Annotated in this window: 16 protein-coding genes and 1 pseudogene; 12 read left to right on the top strand and 5 right to left on the bottom strand. The window is 65.3% G+C overall.

Going from position 1 to position 17,262, the window contains the following annotated elements:
• Nucleotides 1-56: 56 nt before the first annotated feature.
• A complete protein-coding gene (gene xopAC, locus BLR99_RS06640) occupies nucleotides 57-1,478 on the top strand; it encodes a XopAC/AvrAC family type III secretion system effector (RefSeq protein WP_011797632.1) in 1,422 nt (473 codons plus the stop codon).
• Here xopAC and BLR99_RS06635 read toward each other — a convergent pair.
• The 3 genes from BLR99_RS06635 to BLR99_RS06625 are packed head-to-tail and all read right to left on the bottom strand — an operon-like array spanning nucleotide 1,475 to nucleotide 3,635.
• Entirely contained in the window at nucleotides 1,475-2,218 is a 744-nt protein-coding gene (locus tag BLR99_RS06635) for a hypothetical protein (protein ID WP_011797631.1), read from the bottom strand. The genes xopAC and BLR99_RS06635 overlap by 4 nt on opposite strands.
• Before the next feature lie 14 nt (nucleotides 2,219-2,232).
• A complete protein-coding gene (locus BLR99_RS06630; protein ID WP_011797630.1) occupies nucleotides 2,233-3,084 on the bottom strand; it encodes a biotin--[acetyl-CoA-carboxylase] ligase in 852 nt (283 codons plus the stop codon).
• Nucleotides 3,081-3,635, bottom strand: coding sequence for an SET domain-containing protein (locus BLR99_RS06625; RefSeq protein WP_011797629.1), 555 nt, complete (start codon nucleotides 3,633-3,635; stop codon nucleotides 3,081-3,083). Before BLR99_RS06625 ends, BLR99_RS06630 begins: the two co-directional genes overlap by 4 nt.
• Before the next feature lie 115 nt (nucleotides 3,636-3,750).
• On the opposite strand from BLR99_RS06625, the gene BLR99_RS06620 reads away from it, so the two are divergent.
• The 5 genes and pseudogenes from BLR99_RS06620 to BLR99_RS22455 all read left to right on the top strand — a co-directional run.
• On the top strand, nucleotides 3,751-6,699 hold the full coding sequence (locus BLR99_RS06620; RefSeq protein WP_011797628.1) for a DNA topoisomerase III: 2,949 nt from the start codon (nucleotides 3,751-3,753) through the stop codon (nucleotides 6,697-6,699).
• A complete protein-coding gene (locus tag BLR99_RS06615; protein WP_017438616.1) occupies nucleotides 6,696-6,923 on the top strand; it encodes a hypothetical protein in 228 nt (75 codons plus the stop codon). Before BLR99_RS06620 ends, BLR99_RS06615 begins: the two co-directional genes overlap by 4 nt.
• An 830-nt stretch (nucleotides 6,924-7,753) precedes the next feature.
• Nucleotides 7,754-8,398: an NACHT domain-containing protein gene (locus tag BLR99_RS22465; protein ID WP_139160141.1), complete on the top strand. Its 645-nt coding sequence runs from the start codon at nucleotides 7,754-7,756 to the stop codon at nucleotides 8,396-8,398.
• Nucleotides 8,395-9,486: an NACHT domain-containing protein gene (locus BLR99_RS22460; protein WP_139160140.1), complete on the top strand. Its 1,092-nt coding sequence runs from the start codon at nucleotides 8,395-8,397 to the stop codon at nucleotides 9,484-9,486. The genes BLR99_RS22465 and BLR99_RS22460 overlap by 4 nt, the downstream gene beginning before the upstream one ends.
• Nucleotides 9,487-9,865: 379 nt before the next feature.
• Nucleotides 9,866-9,991, top strand: a pseudogene (locus tag BLR99_RS22455) (IS30 family transposase); the annotation flags it as partial.
• 21 nt (nucleotides 9,992-10,012) lie between these two features.
• Here the strand turns inward: BLR99_RS22455 and BLR99_RS06600 are convergent.
• The gene (locus BLR99_RS06600; protein ID WP_011797627.1) at nucleotides 10,013-11,206 is read right to left on the bottom strand and encodes a Fic family protein; all 1,194 of its coding nucleotides are present in this window, start codon (nucleotides 11,204-11,206) and stop codon (nucleotides 10,013-10,015) included.
• A 392-nt stretch (nucleotides 11,207-11,598) separates the two neighbouring features.
• Here BLR99_RS06600 and BLR99_RS06595 point away from each other — a divergent pair, with 392 nt between their 5' ends.
• Nucleotides 11,599-12,108, top strand: coding sequence for an RDD family protein (locus BLR99_RS06595; protein ID WP_011797626.1), 510 nt, complete (start codon nucleotides 11,599-11,601; stop codon nucleotides 12,106-12,108).
• Between the two features lie 134 nt (nucleotides 12,109-12,242).
• On the top strand, nucleotides 12,243-12,626 hold the full coding sequence (locus BLR99_RS06590) for a VOC family protein (protein ID WP_011797625.1): 384 nt from the start codon (nucleotides 12,243-12,245) through the stop codon (nucleotides 12,624-12,626).
• Here BLR99_RS06590 and BLR99_RS06585 read toward each other — a convergent pair whose 3' ends face one another.
• The gene (locus BLR99_RS06585) at nucleotides 12,627-13,484 is read right to left on the bottom strand and encodes an alpha/beta fold hydrolase (protein ID WP_011797624.1); all 858 of its coding nucleotides are present in this window, start codon (nucleotides 13,482-13,484) and stop codon (nucleotides 12,627-12,629) included.
• 126 nt (nucleotides 13,485-13,610) lie between these two features.
• On the opposite strand from BLR99_RS06585, the gene BLR99_RS06580 reads away from it, so the two are divergent.
• The 4 genes from BLR99_RS06580 to BLR99_RS06565 all read left to right on the top strand — a co-directional run.
• Entirely contained in the window at nucleotides 13,611-14,216 is a 606-nt protein-coding gene (locus tag BLR99_RS06580) for a class I SAM-dependent methyltransferase (RefSeq protein ID WP_011797623.1), read from the top strand.
• 92 nt (nucleotides 14,217-14,308) lie between these two features.
• Nucleotides 14,309-16,156 (top strand): DEAD/DEAH box helicase, encoded by a 1,848-nt coding sequence (locus BLR99_RS06575; RefSeq protein ID WP_011797622.1) that lies wholly within the window; start codon nucleotides 14,309-14,311, stop codon nucleotides 16,154-16,156.
• A gap of 83 nt (nucleotides 16,157-16,239) precedes the next feature.
• Nucleotides 16,240-16,911 carry a DUF6216 family protein gene (locus tag BLR99_RS06570; protein ID WP_011797621.1) on the top strand — a complete coding sequence of 224 codons (672 nt, stop codon included), beginning with the start codon at nucleotides 16,240-16,242 and terminating at the stop codon, nucleotides 16,909-16,911.
• A gap of 53 nt (nucleotides 16,912-16,964) precedes the next feature.
• On the top strand, nucleotides 16,965-17,262 hold a 298-nt coding region (locus BLR99_RS06565), incomplete at its 3' end, for a transposase (protein ID WP_139160139.1).

The following is a 17,262-nucleotide window of genomic DNA, read 5'->3' as shown; positions in this document are numbered from 1 at the left end:
GCACGGGCCGGCGGGCGGGTCCACCGAACGCCGGGCAGGCCGAGTGGAGCCGGGCCATGCGTGAATGGTGTGCCGCGGACCCCCATCGGGCTCCCCGGGGCGGATTCTGGTCGCGCATGGCCGGCAGCCTTTCACGGAAATCCGGCCGGCAGAACCTCCAGGGAAGCTTCATCGAGCAGCGGGAAGAAGCGGCGGCACGCATACTGCGGGCCCATGCGGAGCGCTCCACCGCGCTGGACCTCAGTGGTCTTGCGCTGTCGGAACTGCCCCCCGGGCTGGGGCGGCTGGCCCATCTGGAAACGATCGATCTTTCCGACAATACCGGGTTCTACCGCCTGCCCGAGGCGCTGGCGCAATGCACCGGCCTGCGCTCCATCTCCGCCCGCAACAGCTTCGTCACCGAAGTTCCTGCTGCGCTGTTCGCGTTGCCCCATCTGGAAACGCTGGATCTGTCCGCGAATTTCGATCTGTGCGAACTGCCGCAGGAGATCGAACAGGCCGTCCGGCTGAGGGAGTTGCGGCTGTCCCACTGCCGCTTTTCCACGCTGCCGGCGGCCGTGGCCGCGCTGCCGGCGCTGGAACTGCTGGACCTGTCCCACAATCCGCGGCTGCACGCCGTGCCCATCAGCGCCGAGGCGGCTGCCTGCCAGGTGAAGCTGCAGGGCACGCCTGCCGGGTTCACGGCCCAGCTGTTGCGCGCGCCCGCGTGGACCCGGGCCGAGCGCGACGCGCTGTCGGAGCGCCTGGGTGCGGCGGCATCCTGCGCCAGCGCCATGCATGGTGGCTTCGGCGCGGCTTTTGACGATGGGCCGCGGCTCGCGTTGTTCCTGCAGGAGCGGGGAGACGGCACGGCCACGGCGCAATCATGGAAGGATGCCGCGCGCCTGGTCGATGCCTGGGTGGGGGCGGGGCGTCCTTTCAGCACGGATGCGTTGCTCGAACTGGGCTGGATCGCCAATGGCCGCCCATCGACGGGGCCCGGCCTGCGCGCGCACGAGTTCCAGCGCGTGCCTGCCGGCGACGGGGCCGCGCTGGCCCACCGCGGCAGCAGTTTTCCGCTGGGCCGTGGGGAAATTCAGCGGGCCGAGCCCGCCGTGGCGGCGTTCCGCAGCTATCCCCCCGTGCAGTCGTTGCGGGGCCAGATGGAGGAAATCGCCGCGCGGCTGGAGCGCCGGCTTTCCCAGGACGATCCCGTCGCGGCCGTCGAGTGCGCCGTGATGCTCTACCGGGCCTTTGTCAGCTTGCGCCCCCTGCCCGCCGGCAATGCGCCAGCCGCTTTGCTGGCGATGGATTGGGCGCTGCTGCGGCAGGGGCTGCCGCCCATGCGGCTGCCCGAGGGGGATGACGAACTGTGCGATGCCATGATGTTCTCGGACGATACGTCGCCGGACGGCGTACGGGAACTGGCCCACCAGGTGGCCGAAGGCCTCGCGCAATGGGAAGCCCCGCGAGCCCCGGGCCGGGCTGCCGCAGACTAGCCGCAGTTGCGCAGCGGCCGGCCCGCGAGGGCCGTGCGCAGCTGCGTTTCGGCCTGGGCACGCAGGGCGGGCGTGGCCGCCGGCAGCCGCAGCACATGGCCGGTGGCGTCCGAGCGCTCCTGCACCACCCGGGCCGTGCGCACGCCCTGCGTGCCCAGCGCCGCCAGCGCCCGCTCGGCGGCTTCTTCGGTCGAGAAGCGACCCAGGGACAGGCCCGGCTCCAGGGCAGGGCCCGGCCGGTCGTAGGCCACCTTGCGCGCACGCAGTTCGGCGCGCTTCTTCTCCAGCGCGTCTTCGTCGGCGAAGCGCCCCATGTACACCATCCAACGGCTCGCGACCGACACAGGCTCCAGGCTCCAGCTATTCGGGGGCAGGGCGGCGGCGGCCGTGCGCAGTGCCTCGGACTGGCGCGCGTCGAACGGGCCGGCCTGCAGGCAGGCCGTGCTGTCGGCCGCCGCGGCCTGCGCCGGGCCCGCGGAGGCAGGGGCGGGATTGGATGCCTCGCTGGCCGGGGTGGCTGCGGAGGAGGGCGCCGCGGGTGGCGGGGACGCGGGGGCCGATGCCGCATCTCCGGACACCGGCCGGCCGATGCGCAGGTTCTCGGGATGGATCTGCTGCTCCAGGCGCTGGGGCTCGGACTGTTCGGCCGGCGCGATGCCCCAGTCGCGCAGCAGGCCTTGTGCCCAGGCGTAATAGCCGGCATTGGCCAGCAGCAGAACGAGGACGGCGGCGCGCAGCATGGTGGAAGGCTCCTTCAGTTCCGCGGCAGCGCCTGCCCGGCCGGCCGCACGCTGATCTCGGCGCTGGTCACGGCCTGCAGGCCCTGGGGCGTGCGCACCAGCAGCGCTCCGTCCGGGGCCACGCCCTGCGCGGTGCCGGCGCCGCCGTCGCTCAGGACTACTTCGCGGTCGCGCAGCACGTCGCGCTGCAGGAAGCGCGGCTGCACCGGCGCGAAGCCGTGGGCTTCGAACGACTGCAGCATCGCGACCAGCGGCGGCACGGTGCGCAGCAGTGCCGCGGGGGCGTCGAGCCGGGTATCGATCTCCTGCAGACTGCCGGGCGGCGTGGACAGGCCCTCGGCCGGCGGAGGCCGCACGTTGATGCCCACCCCGGCCACCACGTAGCGCGCCGTACGGTCCGGATGCCCGCCGCTCCAGGCGCCGGCAGCGCCCACGAGGCTGGCGGTTTCCACCAGGATGCCTCCCAGCTTGCGGCCGTCGTCCAGCCAGAGGTCGTTGGGCCATTTCAGGCCCAGGCGGGGCTGGCCGGCACGCGGCACCGGCTGCAGGCTTTCCGCGACGGAGACCCCCACGGCCAGCGACAGCCCGGACCAGTCCGCGGGCGCCAGCGGCAGGCCCAGCGAGAACATGAGCGAGTCGCCCGCGGCGTTCTGCCACGCGCGGCCCAGGCGCCCGCGCCCGGCGGTCTGCACCTCGGCCACGAGCAGCGTGGGCTCGCAGCGGCCCGCGCGCGCGCGCCGCATGAGTTCGGTGTTGGTGGAGTCTATGCTCGGCAGCACTTCGACGGTGAAGCCCGGCAGCAGCGGGGCCACGGCCTCCCACACCGCCTCGGCGGGCCAGCGCAGCGGCTGCGCCGTGCCGGTCATCGGCGCGCGCCCTTGCGGCCGGCCTTGGGCGGCGGCGCGGTGGGCCCCGGCGGCGCCCAGCCGCGCTTGGGCGCCAGCAGCGTGCCGCGGCAGTTGGCGCTGCCGCAAAAGCAGGGGTACTCGGCCTTGAGCCTGGGGGTGTAGCGCTCGTCGATGATCAGGCCGTAGTCGTAGTTGAGTTCCTCGCCCGCATGGATGTTGCGCAGCGCGGTGATGAAGATGCGGCCGTCGCGTTCGTCGGCGTAGCAGTTGGGCGCGCAGCTGTGGTTGATCCAGCGCGATGCATTCCCGCCATGGTTGGCATCGATGACGCGGTCTTCATCCACGTGGAAATAAAAGGTATGGTTCGGCTGCAGCGGATCGTGCGGGTGGCGGTCCTGGGCTTCCTGCCAGCTGATGATTTCGCCCGTGTATTCGATCAGCACTTCGCCTTCGGCGATATCCTGCACCGCGAACACGCCCTTGCCGTGCACGCCCGAGCGCCGCACCTGGATGCGGCGGCCGCCCCTGGCGGCGGAAGGGTCGGCGGCGGGCGTGGCGGTTCGGGGCATGGCGAAACTCTGTTAGTTTGAATAGGCACACATGCGCAGGCGCGCGTGTGCATGCGCGTGTACGCGCGAGAGACCGGAATTGTAGAAGCGCCCTCCGGGGCCGACCCCACAGAAAATGACCAAGACCCTGGTAATCGCAGAAAAACCGTCGGTGGCGCAGGACATCGTGCGCGCGCTCACCCCCGTGGCCGGCAAGTTCGACAAGCACGAGGACCATTTCGAGAACGACCGCTACGTCGTCACGAGCGCGGTGGGCCACCTGGTCGAGATCCAGGCGCCCGAGGAATTCGACGTCAAGCGCGGCAAGTGGAGCTTCGCCCACCTGCCGGTGATCCCGCCGTACTTCGACCTGAAGCCGGTGGACAAGACCAAGAGCCGCCTCAACGCGGTGGTCAAGCTCGCCCGCCGCAAGGACGTGACCGAACTCGTCAACGCCTGCGACGCGGGGCGCGAGGGCGAACTGATCTTCCGCCTCATCGAGCAGTACGCCGGCGGCGCCAAGGGCGGCCTGAACAAGCCCGTGCGGCGCCTCTGGCTGCAGTCCATGACCCCGCAGGCCATCCGCGACGGCTTCGGCAACCTGCGCTCCGACCAGCAGATGCAGGGCCTGGCCAGCGCCGCGCGCAGCCGCTCCGAGGCCGACTGGCTCGTGGGCATCAACGGCACGCGCGCGATGACGGCCTTCAACTCGCGCGACGGCGGCTTCTTCCTCACCACCGTGGGCCGCGTGCAGACCCCCACGCTCTCGCTCGTCGTCGAGCGCGAGGAAAAGATCCGCCAGTTCGTCAGCCGCGACTACTGGGAAATCCATGCCGGCTTCCATGCCGAGGCCGGCGAATACCTCGGCAAGTGGTTCGACCCGCAGTGGAAGAAGGTCGCCGACGACCCCGAGGCCCGGGCCGACCGCGTCTGGAGCTTCGAGCGCGCCCGCGAGATCGCCGACGCCGTGCGCGGCAAGGCCGCCACCGTCACCGAAGAGAGCAAGCCCACCACCCAGGCCTCGCCCCTGCTGTTCGACCTGACCAGCCTGCAGCGCGAGGCCAATGGCAAGTTCGGCTTCTCGGCCAAGACCACGCTGGCGCTGGCGCAGAGCCTGTACGAGCGCCACAAGGCCCTGACCTACCCGCGTACCGATTCCCGCGCCCTGCCGGAAGACTACCTGCCCGTGGCGAAGGACACCTTCGGTATGCTCGCCACCAGCGGCATGCGCCACCTGGCGCCCTATGCCCGGCAGGCGCTCGACGAGAACTACGTGCGGCCGAGCAAGCGCATCTTCGACAACGCCAAGGTCAGCGATCACTTCGCCATCATCCCGACCACGCAGGCGCCCAGCGGCCTCTCCGAAGCCGAGCAGAAGCTCTACGACCTGGTGGTGCGCCGCTTCATGGCCGTGTTCTTCCCGAGCGCCGAATACCTGGTCACCACCCGCATCAGCCAGGTGGTGGGCCATTCCTTCAAGACCGAAGGCAAGGTGCTGGTCAAGCCCGGCTGGCTGGCCATCTACGGCAAGGAAGCGGCCAACGAGGTCGAGGACGGCAAGGCCGGCGACAAGGGCCAGCCGCTGGTGCCCGTGAAGCCCGGCGAGATGACGCACACCGAATACGCCGAGGCCAAGGCCCTGAAGACCAAGCCGCCGGCCCGCTACTCCGAAGCCACGCTGCTGGGCGCCATGGAAAGCGCCGGCAAGCAGGTGGAAGACGAGGAACTGCGCTCGGCCATGCAGGAAAAAGGCCTGGGCACCCCGGCCACGCGCGCGGCCATCATCGAAGGCCTGCTCACCGAAAAGTACATGCTGCGCGAGGGCCGCGAGCTCATCCCGACGACCAAGGCCTTCCAGCTCATGACGCTGCTGCGCGGCCTGGGCGTGGAAGAGCTCTCGCGCGCCGAACTCACCGGCGAATGGGAATACAAGCTCGCCCAGATGGAGAAGGGCCAGCTCAGCCGCGAGGCCTTCATGCAGCAGATCGCCGCCATGACCGAGCGCATGGTGAAGAAGGCCAAGGAATACGACCGCGACACCATTCCCGGCAACTACGCCACGCTCTCCACCCCGTGCCCCAACTGCGGCGGCGTGGTCAAGGAGAACTACCGGCGCTACGCCTGCACGGGCGCCGACGGGCGCGGCGACGGCTGCGGCTTCTCGTTCACCAAGTCGCCCGCGGGCCGCACCTTCGAACCCGCCGAGGCCGAGGCCCTGCTGCGCGATCGCCGCATCGGCCCGCTGGAGGGCTTCCGCTCCAAGGCCGGCTGGCCGTTCACGGCCGAGGTCGCCATCGTGCGCGACGAGGAGGCCGGCAACTTCAAGCTGGAATTCGACTTCGGCGACGACCGCGCGGGCGAGGCATCGGGCGAGCTGGTCGAGTTCACCGGCGAACCGCTGGGCCCGTGCCCCATCTGCGGCGCGCCCGTGCACGAGCACGGCAGCAACTACGTGTGCAGCAAGGCCGTGCCCACCGCCGCCCAGCCCACGCCCAGCTGCACCTTCAAGAGCGGCAAGGTCATCCTGCAGCAGCACGTGGAGCGCGAGCAGATGGCCAAGCTGCTCGCCACCGGCAAGACCGACCTGCTCGACAAGTTCGTGAGCATGCGCACGCGCCGCAACTTCAAGGCCTTCCTGGCGTGGGACAAGGAGGCCGGCAAGGTGAACTTCGAGTTCGAGCCGCGCGAGAGCAAGTTCCCGCCGCGCAAGTTCGCCGGCAAGGCCGGCGCGGCAGCCGGTGCGGCGAAGGCGGGCACCGCGGCCGCGGCCAAGAAGGCCGCCAAGCCCGCCGCCAAGGCCGCCGCGAAGAAGTCCACCGCCGCCGCCAAGGCCCCGCGCAAGACCGCGGCCGGCAAGCCGCCGAGCGCCGCCCTGGCCGCGGTGATCGGCCCGGAGCCGATCGGCCGGCCCGAAGCAGTGAAGAAGATGTGGGAATACATCAAGGCCCACAATCTGCAGGACCCCAAGGACAAGCGCACCATCAAGGCCGACGCCAAGCTGCGCGAGGTGTTCGGCAAGGAATCGGCCGGCATGTTCGAGCTGGCGGGAATCCTGGGCAAGCACCTGCAAGGAGACAGCGAATGACCCCGCGCGATACCGCAACCCCCCGCCACGTCTCCGCCCCCACGCGCGCCTGGGCGGTAGCCGTCCTGCTGGCGGCATCGGCGGCCCTGGCAGGCTGCGATACGGTGCCCTCCCGGCCGGCCAATGACCCGGCCACGGGCACCGGCGCCCAGTCGGGCGAGAGTGGCGTCACGGTGTTCGGCACCATCGATACGGGCGTGGGGGCTGTGCGGTCCTCGCGCTGAGTCGGTCGCGGGCTCTGGCTAGTTCTGCCGGCCCGCTACCGTGAATTTCCCCGGTAGTTAAGCCATACGGTTGCGTTGCGACACGTGCGCAACCCTATCAGCATCCACCTCGGGTTTTCGTCAGGAACGAATAAGCATCGGCCCCTATAAGGTGTTTCGGAATGAAACAACTATGGGAGCGGAGGGGCATGGCTACATGGATCCCGGTCTTGGGTACATGCGCTGCACGTACGACTGCCGAAGAGCGAAGACTGGCCGAGCGGCTGGAACAGAAACTCGAGGACGAATATTTGCCCGGCTGGGGGATGCACGGCTCGGCTTCGCCTTGCTGCACCACCCACAAGCGCGCGTTCACCCTAGAGCACTTGTGCCTAGACACTGTCCTTGAGCGGCTAACACGACCCAGCGAAGCGGTTCTGGCTAGCGCCGTATCGCAGGCAGTACGAGTAGTACGACAAGATGCGGCAACGACGCCAGAAGGGTCGTGTCAGCCGCTCTTAGAGCCACCCGCGAGCGCTTGTCGACGGGCTCAAGCTGCGAAGGCGGGCGGATTGCTGATGCACTAATACGCCTGATTCTCCGCATAGCACGACATGGCCGTACTATGCCAAACCATAAGGAATTTGGAGGGAAATGCGGCAATTTCTGTAGGCAAGAGTTTGCTGCGCCGCATGCTGGTGATTATAAAGCGTAGGAGTAATGTTTTCAGTGGACAAAGGTGGCAATTGTAGCAGTCTATGCTAAAAAATTCTGGAATATATGAATGCGCACCATTTGATTTGCGTTGCAAACATGATGGTTTCAATAATTTGATTGCTTGGAGATAAAGAGTGGACCCACAGATCGCGGCGGCAATTATAAGCCCTTTAATAGAAGGGTTGATTAACAATTTTTCTGCTATTAAAAACATCATAGGCAAAAGTTCAAAAGCGGATCTGCAAAAAATATCTGAAAATATTGCTTCTAAAATATTTTCGATTGAGCATGTTAAGCCGATATTTAGAAGTGAACGGGTGAGCTTAAGAAGTTTTTATCATCCTTGTAAAATTAAATTCAATCCATCCAGTCGCTCAATGAGGGTTGACAGCCTGTTGGATATCGAGGCAGCCCAAAATATAATTATTTTGGGAACTGTTGGGCAGGGGAAGTCTATGTTCATGCGGCATCTGGCTGTTAATGAGCTATCCACTTCTGGAAAGATCCCTCTATTTCTTGAGCTTAGGTATGTTTCTGCGGAAGAAGGTCTAAATGGATTGCTTGTCAATGCTTTTAGGAGCATGGGGCTTTTAAATGTTAAAGAAAATCAAGTGCAAGAAATTCTTAAAACTGGGAAATTTACCCTATTTTTAGATGGCATAGATGAAATAAAGCGAATTAATATACTTAAGATAAAAAATGAATGCGATGCGCTAATGGGGGGTGTAAGGAGACTCGATTTGTATTCTCATCTCGACCAGGTTCTTTATCGCATTTGATTCAGAAAAACAGTACCCTGACACCCTTTTATATCGCAAACATTCAAAAAGAAGAAATACCTGATTTTTTGAGAAAAATGGGCAGAGAGGGCGAGCATCTTTCCTTTCTTTTGAAGGCAATAGATGCTAGTACAGCAGACGTCAAGGGTATTCTTAATACGCCTTTAATGCTGACTCTACTGAACTACTCTTTCGGAGGATCGGCCGTTATCCCAGATGGGCTGCAAGAGTTTTATAATTCACTGTTTCATGTGCTTGTTTCGCGTCATGATCTTGATAAAGAATTGTTCAAACGTGAGCGCGCAACACAGCTTAGTAATAGTGAACTACAGTATTTTTTCGAGTGTTTTTCTTTTCTGTCAAAACCAATGGGAGTGGCTCTTACAGATAATGATTTTGACAAATGCTGTACAAATGCCGCAAAAGTAACAAGAAAAGAAATTACAGCTGAGGGGTTTAAGACAGATATAGTTGAGGGTGTTTGTCTAATGATGCCGGATGGCCTTCATACCACTTATATTCATAAAAGCATACAGGAGTTTTTTGCTGCATCGTATATAGCAAGGCAAAAAAATGAAGAAATCTCAAAAAGTATATATGAGGGATTGTGGCGACGGGCCAATTGCGAGTGGAAAGTCGAGTTGGATTTTCTTAAGAAAATAGATGCTGATAACTATTTGCGATTCTACAAAAAACCAATAATAGAGGATTTTATTGAGTTGGTGGGGAGTGGTGATGATTCCAGTAATAAGCGGGTTCTGGATCTTATGAATGAGATATATAGAACGATACAAGTTGCAGGCGACACGGTGTATTTTTACCGAGGGGGCACGTTCAATCCTGAATTTCTTCGTGTAGTGGACAAAATTGTTGGCGCCAACGCTACTGATGGGAGATTTTACGAGCTGCTTAAAGAGGAGAAAATGGTTAAAAGGAACATCTTTACAGCGCGCTCGAGGAGTTATAAAAAAGCTCTTCAAGAGCTAAAGGTCGCTGTTGTTACTGCAAAAAGGACGTTGGGCACCATTGATCGTAAAATCGCTGAAACAAAAATCACCGCGGACAAATATATCCTCGGCTTGATCTGAATAAAGCTTGGCGGTCTAAAAACTGAAGTGCAATACCTGAACCTCAGGTAACTTGCCCAGATGACTTCGCGATACACGCATCTGCAGTCCGTAGAACACCTCACGCTGGCCTCGTTGGTCCAGCAAGGATGGAGCGGGCGGTCCATTGCCCGACTGCTCGAGCGCAGCCCAGCACCGTATGCCGTGAGCTGGTGCGCGACAGCACCCCTGGCGTTGGATATGCCTCGCGGCCGCCCAGACTGCCTGCCAGGCCCGCCGCGACGCAGCGCGCCCTGCACCCAAGCTGCATCCGCACAGCCGACTCTGGCGCACCGTCTGCGATCTCCTGCTCTGGCGCTGGTCGCCCCAGCACGGCCAAGCTCAACCGGGTGCCCGGCCCCTGCGCCAGACGCTCACCTACGACCAGGGCAAGGAAATGGCCGGCCATCGTGAACTCGCCCAGGCCACGGGCGTGCGGGTGTACTTCTGCGATCCGCACAGCCCCTGGCAGCGAGGCAGCTGCGAGACACCAACTTGAGGAGCCCCCTCAAACATTCGCCGAATCCGCCTCCGCCTCGGGCCACAACTGCGGAAACATGAAGCGCAGCGCGTGCTGCGGCAGGCCAAACCGCACCTTGCCCTGTGGCGAGTCGGACTTGAGCAGCCCGCGTTTGACCAGCGCACCCAGCGCATCGGTGGCACTCCGGTCGCTCATCCCGAGCATGGCTTTGAATTCGCCACGCGGCATTTCTTCGCCGCTCAGGAACAGGTAGTGCAGGCCGCGCAGGGCCTCTTGGCGGACGCCTTGTTTGAGCACGGTGGCTTCGTAGGCCAGGCAGGCTTCGATTCGGTTCTTGATGGCTTCGAAGTCCAGCAGACCTGCCATGAAGCGGACCTGGTCCAGGCAGGTGTCCAGCACGTAGTGGACCCACGCGATCAGGGCCTGTTCGCTCAGGTTGCCGCGTCCGTCCAGGTCGCCACGGCGCAGGCTGTCGGCGTCGGCCAGCAGCGCGTAATAGCGCTCTGTGCTGCGTGCAAAGCCGCGGAGGGGCGACCACAGCCCGCCTGTGTAGCCTTGTGCCGTGAGCCAGGTGTGGGTGTGCAGCCGCATGACGCGGCCATTGCCATCCACGAAGGGATGCACCCAGCCCAGCCGCTGGTGCGCGCAGGCCAGGGCCACCAAGGCCGCCTCGCCCCGGCGCACGCCGCCATAGAACGCAGCCCAGCGCTGCAGAAACAACGGCACGGTGGCATGGGCGGGGGCCACATGCTGGCCCACGCGCACGTCGCGCTCGCGCAGCGCACCCGGAACGATGGGCTCCTGCTCGGATGTGAACAGATCGGCGGCGGGCAAGCGGGAAAACAAAACATGGTGGATGTCCTGCACCGCCCCCGGCGCGTACAGCTTTCCAGCGCCTTCAGGCCCGGTATGGCGCTGCTCCAGCACTTGTTCGGCCTCGATGTGCGCGATGGCCAGGCGCTGCCTGGCGGCCAGCGCTGCATCTTGGGAGAAGTCTTGCCGCAGGGCTTGCTCGATTTCGTGCGGTCGCGTGTGCTGCCCCTCGATGCGGTTGGTGTAGTACGAATTCATGCTGCGCAGCAGGCTGCGCAACTCCGGCGGCACCCGCGTGCCGGCCAGGGTGGTGGCCAGCCGGGACAGGTCATGCGCCTTGGCCAGAAGAGGCTCCATCCGGGCGTCGGCTGGCAGCAAGGGCTCGAACTGGTGGACGTCGGTGTACATCAGGCGATTTTGCCAAGATTCAATTGCATCTAACTAATTGAAATCAAATATTTTTTTGATCAATTGCAGAATTATTTGCCAAGTTGTTTGCCGACCATCCAACCCATCCAGTACATGGTTCAACACCAGCGCTTGCCGGGCGTCCATGGGCGCATCCCCAGCGCGGCCAGATCCGTGCCCTGACACGGCGGGGACGCCTGCATGCGGCGATTAGCTGGTTTATTCACCGCAGAATCTGCGGTGAATACGCCCCGACACGGCCCCGCAACCACGCGAACCGGACGCTGCATTGGCGAAGCGCTGTCCGCTATCGCTCCAGGATCCTGGGCGAGAATCCGGCACCGACCCCGGCCCGACCGTGGGCCCCATCCAGCCATCCAGCGAGCGATGCCATGACCCTCCCCGCGAGTGCTCCCCCGGACGACCGCATCGATGCCTCCGACCTCGAATACGTCGGCTTCTGGGCCCGCCTGGGCGCGACGCTGCTCGACACGGTGCTGCTGCTGATCGTCACCGTGCCGCTGCTGGCGGCCGTCTATGGCTGGGACTATTTCAAGCAGACGGAGCGGCTGGTCGCGGGGCCGGCGGATTTCCTGATTTCCTGGGTGCTGCCTGCGGTGGTGGTGCTGCTGTTCTGGTTCTGGCGGCAGGCCACGCCCGGCAAGATGAACATCGGTGCCCGCGTGGTGGATGCGGAGACCGGCCGGCCCATGACGCCGGGGCAGTCGGTGGGGCGCTACCTGGCGTATTTCGTGTCGGCGATCCCGCTGTGCCTGGGCTTCGTGTGGGTGGCGTTCGACCGGCGCAAGCAGGGCTGGCACGACAAGCTGGCGGGCACGGTGGTGGTGCGGCCGAAGCAGCGCAAGTCCGAGTCGGTGCTGTTCGTCAAGGGCCGGTACTAGGACAGGCGCGGCCTGCGCGCGCATGCGCGACGCCCGGCCGCGATGGCGGCCGCTACGATCCGTGTCCTGGCCGGCAGCCCGGCCAGCGGCCTGGCCTGGCCTGGCCGGCAAGGCCATCACAGGAGACACATCGCATGTTCAGCCACGTCATCGTCGGCGTCACCGACCTCGAGAAATCCAAGCGCTTCTACGACGCCCTGCTCGGCACCATCGGCGTGCCGCCCGGCATCGCCAACAAGAGCCGCTATTTCTACCGCAGCCCCGGGGGGATGTTCGGCATCACGCTGCCGATCAACGGCGAGCCCGCCACGCACGGCAATGGCAGCACCATCGGGTTCGCGATGCAGTCGCCGGAGCAGGCCGATGCCTTCCATGCGGCCGGCTTGGCGAACGGCGGCACGACCTGCGAAGACCCGCCGGGCTACCGCGAAGGCCCCGCGGGCCCGCTGTACCTGGCCTATCTGCGCGATCCGGACGGCAACAAGCTCTGCGCGATGTACCGGCCGCCCAAGGCCTGATCACGGCAGGTCCGCGAGGAAGCGCGCGACGCGCTCCGCGAGCTCATGGGGCCGCTCGCGGTGCGGCACATGCGCCGCGCCGGGCAGGATCTCGACGCGCGCGGGCCCGGCGGCCCAGCGGGCGATGCGCGCGGGCTGCTCGAGGGATCCGTATTCGTCCCGGTCGCCATGCAGGGCGAGCACGGGGCAAGCCACGCGCGCCAGCACATCGGCCTGCGACCAGCCGGCAAAACCGGGGTGCAGCCAGGTATCCACCCAGGCATTCAGCACCCACCGCGCCTTGCCCTCGTCGCCATCGTGGTGGCGGGCGAGCCGCTGCAGCGCCTCGGGGCTGCGCTGGAACTGGTCGCGTGCCTCGCGGATGCCCGCCAGCGTGCGTTCTTCCACGCAGGCCTGCGCGGCCACGGTGACGAGGGCGATGCAATCGCCCGTGCCGCTGCCGTCCGCCGCGCAATGGGCGGCCATGGCCCCTCCCACGCTGTGGCCGAGCGCCACGTAGCGGCCGATGCCGAATTCCGAACGCAGCGCGGGCAGGCTGGTGCGTGCCTCGGCCGCGATGAAATCCGTCGGTAGCGCGCCCGTGCAGGGATCGGCGCGGCCGAAGCCCGGCCGGTCGTAGGCGATCACGTCGCGGCCGGTGGCCCGGCACAGCGCCGCGGGAAAGTCGCGCCACAGCGCCACGCAGCCCAGCGAGTCATGGAAGAGGATCACGGGAGCCGGCACTGTGGCGGGGCTTGCATCGCGCGGCGCAGGCTGCCAGCGGCGGGCGAACAGCCGGCCGCGGGCCGAGTCCACCCAGGCATCGTGCGCGGTCGGCTCCGGCATGGCGGCGGGCAGGGCGGGCGGAAGGGCGCTCATGCCGGCATTGTGCGGCGGCCCATGGGGTGCGGCCGTCACCGGGGTGCCAGGCTCCGGGAGCGATGCGGGATACTCCCTGCCGCCGAATCTTTCCCATTTTTTACCCAGCCCAGCAAGGACCTGCCTTTGAAATCCGCCAGCGCCACCCTGTTCGATGAGGCCTACTACCAGCGCTTCTATTTCGACAAGAAGACCAGCGTGGTGGACCCGCAGCACATGGAGCGCCTGGGCCAGTTCGTGTGCAGCTACCTCAAGTACCTGCGGGTGCCCGTGGAGCGCGTGCTGGACGTGGGCTGCGGCATCGGGCTGTGGAAGGACATCGTGGCGCGCCATTTTCCCGACGCGCGCTACCAGGGGGTGGAGTTCAGCGCCTACCTGTGCGAGCGCTACGGGTGGCAGCAGGGGTCGGTGGTGGACTATGCCGCGAGCGAGCCGTCCGACCTCGTGGTCTGCCAAGGCGTGCTGCCCTACCTGAGCCCGCCGGACCTGAAGGCCGCGCTCGACAACCTCGCGCGCCTGTGCCGGGGAGCGCTCTACCTCGAGGCGGTGACGCGCGAGGACTACGAGCAGGACATCATCGACGAAGACCTGACGGACCCCGCGCTGTTTCGCCACCGCGCCGAGGCCTACCGGCGTGGGCTGTCGCGCCATTTCCGGGCCGTGGGCGGGGGGCTGTGGCTGCGGCGCTCGCTGGAAGTCCCGCTGTTCGAGCTCGAATACGCCGGCGAATAACCGCCGGCACTGTGCTTTCCATCAGGCAGAAAGAAATTGTTTATCGCATAAAATTTCAAATAGATACAAGCCAGCAGAGAGAAGGAGGCTCCGTGGCGACTCTCATTCCCGCCATCGGCAGTTGCACGTCCCGCATGACCGCGGGCGAGCGGCGGCTGGCCCAGCGGCTGGAGCGCAAGCTCGACGGCGATTACTCCGTCTGGTACGACGTGCCGGTGGGGCCGAAGCAGACCTACCCGGACTTCGTGGTCATGCATCCGCGGCGCGGGGTGCTGATCCTGGAGACCAAGGACTGGCACCTGGAGACGGTGCGCAAGGCCACGCGGCAGTACTGGGAGATCGCCCCGGACGGCGGCGTTCCGAAGATCGTGAAGAACCCGCTGGAGCAGGCCCGCCATTGCGCGCTCGAGGTGGTGCGGGCGCTGGAGCGCGATCCGCAGCTGGTGCAGCCTTCGGGGCCGCACCAGGGCAAGCTGGCCTTCCCGTGGGGCCACGGCGTGGTGTTCACGCGCATCACGCGCCGGCAATTCGAGGCGGCGGGGTTGGCAGAGGCGATCGCACCGGACTACGTGGTCTGCCAGGACGAAATGCTGGAGGACGTGGAGCCCGAGGCATTCCAGGAGAGGCTCTGGCGCATGTTCCCCCATGCCTTCGGCGCGGCGATGTCGCTGCCGCAGATCGATCGCGTGCGCTGGCACATGTTCCCCGAAGTGCGCGTGCCCGTGCAGGGCCGGCTGTTCGCGCAGTACGGCGGGGTGGACGAGGTGCCGGACCTGCTGCGCGTGATGGACCTGCAGCAGGAGCAACTGGCGCGCTCGCTGGGCGAAGGCCACCGCGTGATCCATGGCGTGGCGGGCTCGGGCAAGACCATGATCCTGGGCTACCGCGCCGAGCACCTCGCGAAGCTGCACGGCGCGTTGCCCGACGGTGCCAAGCCGGTGCTGGTGCTCTGCTACAACGAACCGCTGGCCGTGAAACTGGCCAGCGCCATGGAGGCCAAGGGGCTGGGCGAGCAGGTGCACTGCCTGCATTTCCACAAATGGGCGCGGGCGCAGCTCGTGGCCTTCGGCCAGGGCCTGCCGGCGCCGTCGCTGCCGCGCGAGGCCTTCTTCGCGGACATGGTGGACCGCGTGGTGCGCGGCGTGGATATGGGCCGCATCCCCAGCGGGCAGTACGCCGCCGTGCTGATCGACGAAGGGCACGATTTCGAGCCGGAATGGCTCCGGCTCGTCTCCCGGATGGTGGACCCGGCCACCAACAACCTGCTGCTGCTCTACGACGACGCGCAGAGCATCTACGCCCGTGCACGGCAGAAGCAGTTCAGCTTCCGCAGCGTGGGCATCCAGGCCCAGGGCCGCACGTCCATCCTGAAGATCAACTACCGCAACACGCGCCAGATCCTGCAGACCGCCCACCTGATCGCGGCCGACCTGCTCGCGCCCGAAGACAGCGGCGAGGACGGCGTGCCCCTGCTGCAGCCCGTGAGCTGCGGCCGCGACGGCGAGGCGCCGGTGGTCGTGCGCCTGCCCTCGTTCCGCGCCGAGGCCGCCCAGGTGGCCGACCGCCTGGCCGCGGCCCACCAGGAAGGCCATGCCTGGGGCGACATGGCGGTGCTGTGCCGCCACTACGCGCAGATGGAGGAGTGCGCCACCGCGCTGCGCCACAAGGGCCTGCCGCACCAGGTGCGCAAGGGCACGGGCAGCTTCCACCCGGCGGACGACACCGTGAAGGTGATGACCATGCACGCCAGCAAGGGCCTGGAGTTCCCGGTGGTGGCGCTGGTGGGCGCGGGGCACATGCCATCCGACGGCGAGGACGAGCGGGAGGAGGCCCGGCTGTTCTACGTGGCGGCGACGCGCGCCACGCACCGGCTGGTGATCACCGCGAGCGGGGAGGGGGCGTTCGCGCAGCGGCTGGATGGGGTGGGGGTGGCGGCTTGATGTGGTGCAGGCATCGGTACGGTCATCACTCAGAGGTTCAGTTCCGGCACTGCTGGCAAACCAGTTAAGACGAAAGTGCTCGCATGGACGGCATTGCTGCGATCAAGATTTCGGACATCGCCACACTGGTACCCCTCGGCATCGCCCTGGGGCTTGGGGGAGTGTTTTTCTGGGTGATCTTGCGTACGGAGTCCTGGCACATGCTCCGTCGCCGTATCTGGCTGCTGGTGCATGGCAAGGACGAGATATCGGATCCTGGCATTCGTCAATATGTGGATGAACAGAACAATCTGGCCGCTTTCCATGTCTTCGCCGGTGTCCAGGTGGCGACGCTTGCCGAGGCACGCACACTCATGGAATGGTGTCGGGTAAGGAGTGTGGATCTGGGGGTGTTGCGCCTCTGCGGCTCCTACTTCGACCCGCAGGAGCGCCGTATCAAGGACCGGTGGCTTCCGCCAATTTGGATAGGGCAGGCAGTGGGCGCCGTGGCAATAGGACTCATGGTGGCCGGGTTGCTGGCCGCGTGGGCCATGACCTTGCCGGCAATGCTCACAGTGGCAAAGACTGGCCAGAGCTTTCTCGCAAGCGAGACGGAGCTTCGTCCGGTCTGGCCTTTGCCTCCCTTTTCTGCGCAGCGGATGAGGCTTGATGACTGCAGAAAGCCGCTCGACGAGGAGTCTGCCCGCCTGGGATTCTCGGAAGGTGACATAGCCATCATGTGTTCAGTTCTCAAAGACCCTGGGTTCGGAGCCTAGAGCGTGTTATGAACTTTGCTCCTCGGAGTGGAAGTCAAAGGTAGAGTCTGCGGATGCCCCGCAAGCCCTACCCGACGGATGTCAGCGATGAAGAATGGAGCTTCGCTGCGCCCTACTTGAGCCTGATGGACCAGCGCGCGCCCCAGCGCGAGCACGATCTGCGCGAAGTCTTCAACGCCCTGCGCTGGCTGGTGCGCGCAGGCGCGCCTTGGCGGATGCTGCCCAACGATCTACCTCCTTGGGAGGCGGTCTACCAGCAAACCCGACGCTGGCTGGAAGCGGGCTGCTTCGAGGCGATGGTGTCGGACCTGCGCTCGATCATCCGCGTGGCGCAAGGGCGCCAGGGACAAC

Source organism: Paracidovorax citrulli, from assembly GCF_900100305.1.
Lineage (GTDB): Bacteria > Pseudomonadota > Gammaproteobacteria > Burkholderiales > Burkholderiaceae_C > Paracidovorax > Paracidovorax citrulli.
Note: the sequence above shows the minus strand (reverse complement) of the source record. Positions and strands in the feature narration are given on the sequence as shown.

What these genes read in the sequence shown, in the direction of transcription:
- xopAC (WP_011797632.1), top strand. Translation starts at nt 57, where the DNA reads ATGCGTGAATGGTGTGCCGCGGACCCCCATCGGGCTCCCCGGGGCGGA.
- BLR99_RS06635 (WP_011797631.1), bottom strand. Translation starts at nt 2,218, where the DNA reads ATGCTGCGCGCCGCCGTCCTCGTTCTGCTGCTGGCCAATGCCGGCTAT.
- BLR99_RS06630 (WP_011797630.1), bottom strand. Translation starts at nt 3,084, where the DNA reads ATGACCGGCACGGCGCAGCCGCTGCGCTGGCCCGCCGAGGCGGTGTGG.
- BLR99_RS06625 (WP_011797629.1), bottom strand. Translation starts at nt 3,635, where the DNA reads ATGCCCCGAACCGCCACGCCCGCCGCCGACCCTTCCGCCGCCAGGGGC.
- BLR99_RS06620 (WP_011797628.1), top strand. Translation starts at nt 3,751, where the DNA reads ATGACCAAGACCCTGGTAATCGCAGAAAAACCGTCGGTGGCGCAGGAC.
- BLR99_RS06615 (WP_017438616.1), top strand. Translation starts at nt 6,696, where the DNA reads ATGACCCCGCGCGATACCGCAACCCCCCGCCACGTCTCCGCCCCCACG.
- BLR99_RS06600 (WP_011797627.1), bottom strand. Translation starts at nt 11,206, where the DNA reads ATGTACACCGACGTCCACCAGTTCGAGCCCTTGCTGCCAGCCGACGCC.
- BLR99_RS06595 (WP_011797626.1), top strand. Translation starts at nt 11,599, where the DNA reads ATGACCCTCCCCGCGAGTGCTCCCCCGGACGACCGCATCGATGCCTCC.
- BLR99_RS06590 (WP_011797625.1), top strand. Translation starts at nt 12,243, where the DNA reads ATGTTCAGCCACGTCATCGTCGGCGTCACCGACCTCGAGAAATCCAAG.
- BLR99_RS06585 (WP_011797624.1), bottom strand. Translation starts at nt 13,484, where the DNA reads ATGAGCGCCCTTCCGCCCGCCCTGCCCGCCGCCATGCCGGAGCCGACC.
- BLR99_RS06570 (WP_011797621.1), top strand. Translation starts at nt 16,240, where the DNA reads ATGGACGGCATTGCTGCGATCAAGATTTCGGACATCGCCACACTGGTA.